Here is a 9,429-nt window from a genome sequence, read left to right on the forward strand (position 1 = left end):
AGTCCGGCTCGATCGACGGCGCCTGGGTGCCCGAGCCGACCGCGTCCAAGCTGGTCGCCGAGGGCGCCAAGGTGCTCCTCGACGAAGCCGACCTGTGGCCGGACAAGAAGTTCGTGATCACGAACATCGTCGTCCGGCAGGCGTTCCTGAAGGAACACCCGGACGTCGTCGAGGCCGTGCTGCGCGGTTCCGTGAAGACCAACGAGTGGATCCGTGCCCACCCGGAGAAAGCCAGGGCCTCGGCCAACGAGGCGCTGAAGGAACTGTCGGGCAAGGCGCTGCCCGCCGAGGTCATCGACCCGGCCTGGAAGTCGATCACCTTCCTGGACGACCCGCTGGCCGCCTCCCTCGACACCGAGGCGCAGCACGCGGTCAAGGCCGGCCTGCTGGAGAAGCCCGACCTGAAGGGCATCTACGACCTCACGCCGCTCAACAAGGTCCTCAAGGCCGAGGGCAAGGCCGAGGTCGACGACGCCGGTCTCGGCGTCGAGTGACAGCACCGCACCCGACGAGTCCCCAGGAGATGACGACCATGGCCACGACGACGGCCACGACCGCAAAGGTCGCCGAGGACGACGTCCAGGCGGTGACGTACGCCGCCCGGATCGAGCACGTCTCGAAGTCCTTCCCGGCGCCGGGCACGCCCGGCGGGCGGCAGCTCGTGCTGGACGACATCACGCTCGATGTCGCGCCCGGCGAGTTCGTCACCCTCCTGGGGGCCTCCGGCTGCGGCAAGTCCACCCTGCTCAACCTGGTCGCCGGCCTCGACCTGCCGTCCGCCGGCTCGATCGGCACGGACGGCCGGCCCGCCCTGATGTTCCAGGAGCACGCGCTGTTCCCGTGGCTGACCGCGGGCAAGAACGTCGAACTCGCCCTGAAGCTGAGGGGAGTCGCCAAGGCCGAGCGGCGCGAGGAGGCGCAGCGGCTGCTGGACCTCGTACGGCTTCAGGGCGCGTACGGCAAGCGGGTGCACGAGCTGTCCGGTGGTATGCGGCAGCGCGTCGCCATGGCCCGGGCGCTCGCCCAGGACAGCCGACTGCTGCTGATGGACGAGCCGTTCGCGGCGCTGGACGCGATCACGCGGGACGTACTGCACGACGAACTGACCCGGATCTGGGAGGAGACGGGACTGTCGGTGCTGTTCGTGACGCACAACGTGCGGGAGGCGGTGCGGCTCGCCCAGCGGGTCGTGCTGCTGTCCTCGCGCCCGGGCCGCATCGCCCGGCAGTGGACGGTCGGCCTGCCGCATCCGCGTCGCATCGAGGACGGCGCGGTCGCCGAGCTGGCCGTCGAGATCACCGAAGAACTGCGTGGGGAGATCCGCCGCCATGGCCGGCACTGACAACGGCGTCGTCGTCAAGGGCGACCTCGACCTGGAGAAGAACGGCGCCGACGACCTGGCTGGACTGGAGGCCGGGCTCGACGCGCTGGACTCCGTGCAGGTCGGCCGCACGCCGCTGCGCGCGACCCTGGCACGCAAGGTGCTGCCGCCCGTCACGGCCGTCGCGCTGGTGGTCGCGGTCTGGCAGTTGCTGGTGTGGGCGCAGGTCGCGCCCGCGTACAAGCTCGCCTCGCCGTCCGACGTCTGGGGCGAGGTGCGCGAGGCATGGCTCCAGGGGACGCTCCTCGACTACGTCTGGACGTCCCTCTCGCGCGGTCTGCTCGGCTTTCTGCTGGCGCTCGCCATCGGTACGCCGCTCGGACTGCTGGTCGCCCGGGTGAAGTTCGTCAGAGCTGCCATCGGCCCCATCCTGTCCGGTCTCCAGTCGCTGCCGTCGGTGGCCTGGGTGCCGCCCGCCGTGCTCTGGCTGGGCCTGAACAACTCGATGATGTACGCCGTGATCCTGCTCGGCGCGGTCCCGTCCATCGCCAACGGCCTCGTCGCGGGCATCGACCAGATCCCCCCGCTGTTCCTGCGCGCCGGACGCACCCTGGGCGCGACCGGGCTGCGCGAGGCCCGGCACATCGTGATGCCGGGGGCGCTGCCCGGCTATCTGGCGGGGCTGAAGCAGGGGTGGGCGTTCTCCTGGCGCTCGCTGATGGCCGCCGAGATCATCGCCTCCTCGCCCGACCTCGGTGTCGGCCTCGGCCAGTTGCTGGAGAACGGGCGCAACAACAGCAGCATGCCGCAGGTGTTCCTGGCCATCTTCCTCATCCTGCTCGTCGGCATCGCCATCGACCTGCTGGTCTTCAGCCCGTTGGAGCGGCGGGTGCTGCGGGGGCGGGGGCTGGTCACTCGCTGAGCGACAGGTCCCCGCGGGGCAGGTCAGCACGCCGGGTCAGAAGCGCCGCGGCGGCTGGATCCACCCCAGGGACCGCTCGACGGCTCGCTTCCAGGAGGCGTACTCCTCCTCGCGCCGTTCGGGATCCATCTCCGGCAGCCACTGGGCGGCCCGGTGCCAGTTGCGGCGCAGGACCTGCAGATCCGGCCAGTAGCCGGCCGCGAGTCCGGCGGCGTAGGCCGCGCCCAGCGACACCGTCTCGTGGACGAGCGGCCGTACGACGGGTACGTCGAGCACGTCGGCCAGGATCTGCATGAGGAGGTGGTCAGACGTCATGCCGCCGTCCACCTTGAGTTGCTTCAGGGCGAGCGCGGAGTCGGCGTTCATGGCGTCGACGACCTCCCGGGTCTGCCAGCCGGTGGCCTCCAGGACGGCGCGGGCCAGGTGGCCCTTGGTGATGTAGGAGGTGAGGCCGACGATGACGCCGCGGGCGTCGCTGCGCCAGTGCGGTGCGAACAGCCCGGAGAAGGCGGGAACGATGTAGCAGCCGCCGTTGTCCTCGACGGTACGCGCCAGCGTCTCGATCTCGGGGGCGCTGTGGATCAGGCCGAGCCGGTCGCGGAACCACTGGACCAGCGAGCCGGTGACCGCGATCGGGCCTTCCAGGGCGTACACCGTGGGCTGGTCCGCGATCTTGTACGCGACCGTGGTGAGGAGCCCGTGCCGGGACCGTACGAGGTCGGTGCCGGTGTTCATCACCAGGAAGCTGCCGGTGCCGTACGTGCACTTGGCCTCGCCCGGGGAGAAGCAGGTCTGTCCGAACAGGGCCGCCTGCTGGTCGCCGAGGGCCGCCGTGATGGGCACGCCGGGGAGCAGCGCGTGGGCCTCGCCGTAGGGCTCCGCCGAGGGGCGGATCTGCGGCAGCATCGAGCGCGGCACCCCGAAGAAGTCCAGGAGCGCCTCGTCCCAGGTGAGCGTCCGGATGTCCATGAGCATGGTGCGGCTGGCGTTGGTGGCGTCGGTGATGTGCAGGCCGCCGTTCGTACCGCCGGTGAGGTTCCAGATCAGCCAACTCTCGATGGTGCCGAACAGCACCTCGCCGTCGCGGGCACGCCGCTCCAGCCCGTCGACGTGGTCGAACAGCCAGCGGATCCGAGGTGCGGAGAAGTAGGTCGACGGCGGCAGGCCGCAGTGGTCGAGGAAGAACTCCTCTCCCGGCTCGGTCCTCAGTCCGTCGACGAGCGGGGCGGTGCGGGTGTCCTGCCAGACGATCGCACGGCCCAGGGGGGCGCCCGTCCTCGGGTCCCAGAGCACCGATGTCTCACGCTGGTTGGCGATCCCGATGGCGGAGATCTGCCCGGCGTCGATCCCGGCGTCGGCCAGCGCCTCGGGTACGACGCGCTGGAGATTGCGCCAGATCTCGACGGCGTCGTGCTCGACCCAGCCGGGCCGCGGGAAGTACTGCTGGTGTTCCCGCTGGGCGACCGCCGCCAGCCGCCCGCCGTGGTCGAACAGGATGCATCGGGTGGAGGTGGTGCCCTGGTCGATGGACATCACATACCGCTCAACCATGATCGGCCCTGCCTTCCGATGTGTCGCGGAGGTGCCGGTGGCCGGTGGGGCCGGTGGCCTACCAGCGGGCCGCGCCCAGGTCTCTGGAGATCGCGCGTGCCGCCTCCCGCAGCACGGTGATCAGGGCCGGTTGAGGCCGGCCTTTGGTGTCGCAGATCCGCTCGACGGCGCCGGACACCCCGATCGCGCCCACCACGAGACCGCCCTGCCCTCGGATCGGCGCGGCGATGCCGGCTTCGCCCATGCTCAGCTCCTGCACCTCGGCGCCCCAGCCGAGGTCCCGTATCTCGCCGAGCGCCCGGGTGAGCTGCTCCGGGTGGACCAGGGTGTGCCGGGTGTACGCCTCCGGTTCGTCCTCCAGCACGGGATCGAGGGGCGTGGCTCCGAAGGCCAGCAGGACCTTGCCGAGCGAGGAGGCGTGCAGCGGCAGCAGCGCGCCGACGTCCAGGGTCTGGAGGGTGTCGTCCGGCCGGAAGACATGGTGGATGACGAGCACCTTGCCCTCCAGGGGCGTGCCCAGCCGGACGGCCTCCCCGCTGCGGGCGGCCAGGGCGTCGGCCCAGTTGACGGAGCGCGAGCGCAGTTCGTTGACATCGAGGTAACTGGTGCCGAGATGCAGCAGAGCCGCCCCGAGCTGGTACTTCCCGGTCGCCGGGTCCTGCTCCACGAAGTCCACGTGCTGAAGGGTGCGCAGGATGCCATGGGCGGTGCCCTTGGCGAGCCCTAGTGACGAGGCCACCTCCCCCAGCCCCAGCCGACGGGAACCGCCGGCGAGCAGGCGCAGGATCGCCGCCGCCCGCTCTATCGACTGGACTGGGCCGGCCATGAGGCGATGGTAGTCCCGGTTTTTCCGGTTCGGGACTGTCGTTCGGTAATGCCGACCATGGTTCGTTGACCGCGGGTATTTCCGTCTTTAACGTTTCTTCGAGTTCGATCGGCGGCCGACGGGCTTTCCCTCAGGAGGAGGACACATGACAACAGCGCAGCTCGATGCCGCGCCTCACGGGGAAGCCGAGCACGTCTTCGCGCTGCCGCACACGCCGGGAGCCGTCTCGGCCATACGTCGACGCATACGTGCGGTCCTCGTGGACTGGAACGTCGCCGCGGACCTCGCCGAGGACGTGCTGCTGGTCGTCTCGGAACTGCTCACCAACGCGATCGTCCACGCCCTGCCCCCGGCGACGCTGAGCCTCTCGCGGAGCCGGCCGGACAGGTGCGGGGCCGTACGCGTCGAGGTGACCGACAGAGGGCCCGCGGCTCCGACAGGGCTGTCGGCTCCCGCCCCCGACCCGGACGAGCACGGTCGGGGCCTCGACATCGTCACCGCGCTGGCGTCCCGGTGCGGAGTGCGGGTGCACTCCGGCGGGACCAGCCGGTGGGCGGAGCTGCGGTTCGGCCCGGTCTGAGGCCGGTCACCTCACGGGCGAGGGGGGCCTCGCGTGGGGAGCCGCGCGGGCGGACCCGGCTCGCCATGCCTGGCTGGCCTCCCCGGCTGCTAGGTCCTCTGCGCGACGCCCTCGGGGCAGACACGCCCGCACGGCCGGTCTCCCCCGCCGTCCGCGGGAACTGCGGCGCCGTCCGCGGGAACTGCGGCGCCGTCCTGGTGGTGATCGCACCGGACCGCGTGCGGCCATGGCGTGAACGTCCCGTCCGCCCGCTCCACCAGCAGTCGCCGGCCGTGCGCGAGAACGCCGCGCGGCCGTAGCCCGGTCAGGCTCGCGGTCGTGTAGGCGGCGCTCAGACTGCCCAGGTCGTGCACGATGCCGATGCGGAACAGGGACTGGGTCTCGGCGATGGCCTCGTGGTCGCCCGCCCGGATGACCACGCGCAGATCGGGTGCGACGGCCCGTGCGGCCACGGACACGGCGATGTTGTCCAGATCGTCCGAGGCGACGGCGGCCATGGCCTCGGCCGTGTGCAGACTGAGCCGGCGCAGGACGAACTTGTCGGTGGCGTCGCCGATGACCACGGGGACGCCGAGTGCCCTGGCCAGGCGGAGGTTGGGGGCCGCCGGGTCGCGTTCCACCGCGATCACGCCGACGCCGAGGTGCTGCAAGCGGGTGCACAGCCGCAGCCCCACCTGGCCGAGTCCGACGACCACCACATGGCCCGCCCGGGGAAGGGCGCGGGGGCCCACGACGCCGATCGAGCGGGGAGCGAGGAGGCGGTCGACCATGCCCGCGGTGAAAACGGCCGTGAAGACGATGGTGACGAGCATGGCCAGGCCGGCGAAGACCAGGTAGGCGTTCGAGCCGTGCGGGGCCGCGGGACCGACGGTCGCCACCGTCCGTACCGCCTCGAAGAACGCCTCCACCGGTGGCCGGTGGTTGAAGCCCACGGACCAGGCCCAGTCCGCCAGCAGCACCGCGAGCAGTCCGGCGAGGCCGGTCAGCATGATGCGCGAACTGCCGTCGTGCGGTCGTAGCTGCCCCCTGATCTTGCCCAGCCATGCCTGGCATTTCAGGGCGCGCGGTGGCCGGTACGTCTCTAGGGTGACCGCGTCTCCCTGGCGGCGGGCACCGACGTGACCGGAGGGCGTGCGGTCGATGGCGAGCAGGTCGGGCTGGAGGCAGGCGGCGAGCAGCACGGGAGCGGCGACGTCGGCCGGTGAGGTGACCTGGCAGTTGGGGACCACGCGCACGAGTTGCTCGGCGACGGTCCGGTCGAAGACCGTCACGACCAGTCTGACGCCCGGACGGATGTGCTCGACGGCGAGCGCGTAGCGCAGGGATTCCACGTCGTCGTCGAGCAGCACCGCCACGCCGGCCACCTCCTGGTCCAGCGCCCGGCGCAGATCTTCGTCGGTGGGTTGCGCCAGGTGGCGCACGAGGTGTCCCGCCGACCGCAGGGCGCCACAGACCCTGCGCGCGACATCGCTGCCGATCACGACGAAATACCGCTTCCCTGCCGCGCTTTCGTCTGCCGGAGCGGCGAACGTGTCGCGCGTGTCCTCCTCGACGCGGACGCCGTCACGGAGTTGCTCAGAGGTCGAAGACACAGTCATCGGAACGGTAGGGGTCGCAATCGAGGCAACGAGGGGTCCCGCAACCGCCGCAGCTTGTGAGCGTGCGGCCGCAGTGACATCTGAGGTCACGTGGGTCGCGGGACCGGCCGTCCGTGACCGGTGGACGGCGGATGACGGCGGGCTGACCGCCTGGAGCACTCATGTCTTCTACTCCCGTCGAGGGTGGTGAAACGGCCGAAGTACGGGGCGTCGGGCCCGAGTTGGGAGGCGACGCCGACGCTGGAAGCTCCCCCAGGACTGCAAGTGCAAGGTCTGCGGTGGAAGCGGGGAGCGGACGAACAGCGGCCCCGGGTCGTCATGACGGCCGCAGCGCGAGAGCGAGAGCCAGGAGTCGCCGGGGGTCGCCCGGCGGAATCTCGCGTGCTCCGACGGTAGAAGCGGCCGCTTCCCCACGCCATGGACAGCTGCCACAGGCACGGCGACCAGGGTTCATACATATGCTCAAACGCCGGGGGCTCACCCCCAGGCCGGGCGTGAAGCCCTCCCGCGCCGTCTCGGCCCGGTCGGGCCTGGAGCGCACTCGGTGATGCCGCACACCACGGCCACGCTACGCGCGCCCTGCGCGACGGGCCGCCGGCCGACCGCCGGCAGCCGACCCCCGCAGCGCTGGGGTCCCCGCCGCCGGGCCGAGGTCGGGCCCTGGCGCCGCTCGGCGTCCTCGGGCAGCGCACAGCAGCGGTTGTCGGGACGACAGAAGGGCCTCCTGAACGGCTCGAAGGTGGTGCAGCCACCTCAAGCGGTCAGGAGGCCCTGTCCTGGTGCGCTCGCAGGCGCGCGACCAGGCGATCAGGCGATCAGGCGTCGGTCACCGAGCCGGCCTCGGCGGTACCTCCGATGTCCGATGCCGATTCAGCGGCCCACGGACTCGGTGGGCCGATCGACCGGCTTCGAGGCGGCCGGTGCGACGTTGCTGGCTTCGGCGAGTCGGCGGCCGCGGGTCTCGGGGGCCATCGTGACGCAGACCGCGAAGCCCAGCAGAGTGACGACGGCCATGATCAGCATCGTGGGGCCGACGCCGATGCGGTCCAGCCCGACAGGCAGCAGGTAGGTGCCGATGGCGGCGCCGATCCGGCTGACGGCGGTGCCGACTCCTACGGCGGTAGCGCGGACCTCGGTCGGGAACAGCTCGGTGGGGTAGATGAACTCGAGGATGCTCGGGCCGCCGGAGAACAGGGCGTAGGCACAGAAGCAGACGAGCACGACGGCGACGGGCGCGGTCGGGGCCAGGCCCAGCACGGCGAGCGGGATGACCATCAGGGCGAACGACCAGACGATGAGGGGACGTCGGCCGAGGGTGTCGATGAGGCGCAGTGCGGGGACGCAGCCGATCAGGAAGAGCACACTGATCAGCGCCGATCCGATGACCGAGTCGCCACTGCCGGACATGCCGAAGGCGCTGAGGATGGTGGGCCCGAAGGTGTAGATCGCGAAGAGGGGCACGATCTGGAGGAGCCAGAACAGGCCGACGAAGGCCGTGCGCTTGAAGTACTCGCCGCGGAAGACCTCGATGAAGCCCAGGCCGTGGCCCTTTTCGTCGTCGACCAGGGTGTCGACGGCTTCGGGGGTGGCCTCCTCGCCGTAGACGCGGACCAGGACGGCTCGCGCCTCCTCCACGCGTCCGCGGCTGGCGAGCCAGCGAGGTGACTCGGGGGTGCCGATGCGGGCGATGATGAAGGCGACGGCGGGGATGGCCGCACTGCCCAGGGCCCAGCGCCACGCCCCGGACTCCACCGTGTTGATCAGGGCGTAGCCGACGATGTAGGCGGCGGTGGCGCCGACGAACCACGCCATGATGAGCATTCCCATGACCCGTCCGCGTTGGGCGGTGGGCAGCCACTCCGACAGCAGGGCGCTGCCGATGGCGTAGTCGGCGCCGAGCGCGACGCCGATGACGAAGCGCAGGAGCACCATGAGGGCGGGATCGTCGACGAACATGGACGCGATCGAGGCGGCGGCGATCACCACGAAGTGGAGGGTGAACAGCAACTGCCGGCCGATACGGTCGGTCACCCGTCCGAAGACCAGGCCGCCGACGAACAGACCGACCAGCGCCGAGGCGCCGATCAGCCCCTCCTGACTGGCCGACATGCCGAGGTCCTGGCTCATTCCGAGGACGACGACGCCCACGATGCTGAGCAGGTAGCCGTCGAGGAACTGCCCTCCGGCCGTGAGGGCGAACATCTTCTTGTGGAACGGCCTGAACCGGGCGTCGTCGATGAGGGAACTGCTCACAGGTCCTCCTGGTGTCGGTCGGCGGCCCGGGGCAAGGCCGCCCGCTCACGCGACAGATCTGAGGCTTCGGAGACGTACAGATCTGAGGTGTGATACCTCACTCGCGGGTGAGATTGCGCTAGTCCGACGTGTCTGCGGTGTGATGTGTAATGCCTTACCGGTACGCAGAGGATTGGCCGGACGTTTGCCCGCTGTCAAGACCCCCGGCGCAGTCCTCTCACCCTGACGTCGCTCGGCTCAGGAGTCGTCGGAGTCGCTCTCCGCCCGCCCCGCCCAGATCCCTCGGCTGTGGGCGAGGTGCTTGCGCATCAGCTCGGCGGCCAGCTCCCCGTCCCCGGATTCGATGGCGTCCACGATGGCGATGTGCTCCTCGCCGGA

The 9,429-nt window shown here is 70.8% G+C and carries 9 protein-coding genes; 4 read left to right on the forward strand and 5 right to left on the reverse strand.

The window, feature by feature from the left end:
- The 3 genes from ABZ078_RS43550 to ABZ078_RS43560 form a co-directional block, all read left to right on the forward strand.
- Nucleotides 1–494, forward strand: a 494-nt coding sequence (locus ABZ078_RS43550; protein WP_356584099.1) for an ABC transporter substrate-binding protein, incomplete at its 5' end; no start/stop codon positions are given.
- A 38-nt stretch (nucleotides 495–532) separates the two neighbouring features.
- Nucleotides 533–1,342, forward strand: coding sequence for an ABC transporter ATP-binding protein (locus tag ABZ078_RS43555; protein WP_356584101.1), 810 nt, complete (start codon nucleotides 533–535; stop codon nucleotides 1,340–1,342).
- Nucleotides 1,329–2,243 (forward strand): ABC transporter permease, encoded by a 915-nt coding sequence (locus tag ABZ078_RS43560; protein ID WP_356584103.1) that lies wholly within the window; start codon nucleotides 1,329–1,331, stop codon nucleotides 2,241–2,243. The genes ABZ078_RS43555 and ABZ078_RS43560 overlap by 14 nt, the downstream gene beginning before the upstream one ends.
- A gap of 36 nt (nucleotides 2,244–2,279) precedes the next feature.
- Here the strand turns inward: ABZ078_RS43560 and glpK are convergent, their stop codons facing one another.
- On the reverse strand, nucleotides 2,280–3,794 hold the full coding sequence (gene glpK / locus ABZ078_RS43565; protein WP_356584105.1) for a glycerol kinase GlpK: 1,515 nt from the start codon (nucleotides 3,792–3,794) through the stop codon (nucleotides 2,280–2,282).
- Between the two features lie 58 nt (nucleotides 3,795–3,852).
- Complete coding sequence (locus tag ABZ078_RS43570; protein ID WP_356584107.1) at nucleotides 3,853–4,620, reverse strand: IclR family transcriptional regulator; 768 nt, start codon at nucleotides 4,618–4,620, stop codon at nucleotides 3,853–3,855.
- A gap of 145 nt (nucleotides 4,621–4,765) precedes the next feature.
- Between ABZ078_RS43570 and ABZ078_RS43575 the strand changes: the two genes are divergently transcribed.
- Nucleotides 4,766–5,200: an ATP-binding protein gene (locus tag ABZ078_RS43575; RefSeq protein ID WP_356584109.1), complete on the forward strand. Its 435-nt coding sequence runs from the start codon at nucleotides 4,766–4,768 to the stop codon at nucleotides 5,198–5,200.
- An 89-nt stretch (nucleotides 5,201–5,289) separates the two neighbouring features.
- Here the strand turns inward: ABZ078_RS43575 and ABZ078_RS43580 are convergent, their stop codons facing one another.
- The 3 genes from ABZ078_RS43580 to ABZ078_RS43590 form a co-directional block, all read right to left on the reverse strand.
- Nucleotides 5,290–6,792, reverse strand: coding sequence for an NAD-binding protein (locus ABZ078_RS43580; protein ID WP_356584111.1), 1,503 nt, complete (start codon nucleotides 6,790–6,792; stop codon nucleotides 5,290–5,292).
- A gap of 876 nt (nucleotides 6,793–7,668) precedes the next feature.
- Nucleotides 7,669–9,051, reverse strand: a complete 1,383-nt coding sequence (locus ABZ078_RS43585; RefSeq protein ID WP_356584113.1) for an MFS transporter — start codon at nucleotides 9,049–9,051, stop codon at nucleotides 7,669–7,671.
- Nucleotides 9,052–9,288: 237 nt separating this feature from the next.
- Nucleotides 9,289–9,414 carry an FCD domain-containing protein gene (locus ABZ078_RS43590; protein WP_356584115.1) on the reverse strand — a complete coding sequence of 42 codons (126 nt, stop codon included), beginning with the start codon at nucleotides 9,412–9,414 and terminating at the stop codon, nucleotides 9,289–9,291.
- Nucleotides 9,415–9,429: the final 15 nt, after the last annotated feature.

It is taken from the genome of Streptomyces sp. NPDC006385, from assembly GCF_040612485.1.
Lineage (GTDB): Bacteria > Actinomycetota > Actinomycetes > Streptomycetales > Streptomycetaceae > Streptomyces.

What these genes read in the sequence shown, in the direction of transcription:
- ABZ078_RS43555 (WP_356584101.1), top strand. Translation starts at nt 533, where the DNA reads ATGGCCACGACGACGGCCACGACCGCAAAGGTCGCCGAGGACGACGTC.
- ABZ078_RS43560 (WP_356584103.1), top strand. Translation starts at nt 1,329, where the DNA reads ATGGCCGGCACTGACAACGGCGTCGTCGTCAAGGGCGACCTCGACCTG.
- glpK (WP_356584105.1), bottom strand. Translation starts at nt 3,794, where the DNA reads ATGGTTGAGCGGTATGTGATGTCCATCGACCAGGGCACCACCTCCACC.
- ABZ078_RS43570 (WP_356584107.1), bottom strand. Translation starts at nt 4,620, where the DNA reads ATGGCCGGCCCAGTCCAGTCGATAGAGCGGGCGGCGGCGATCCTGCGC.
- ABZ078_RS43575 (WP_356584109.1), top strand. Translation starts at nt 4,766, where the DNA reads ATGACAACAGCGCAGCTCGATGCCGCGCCTCACGGGGAAGCCGAGCAC.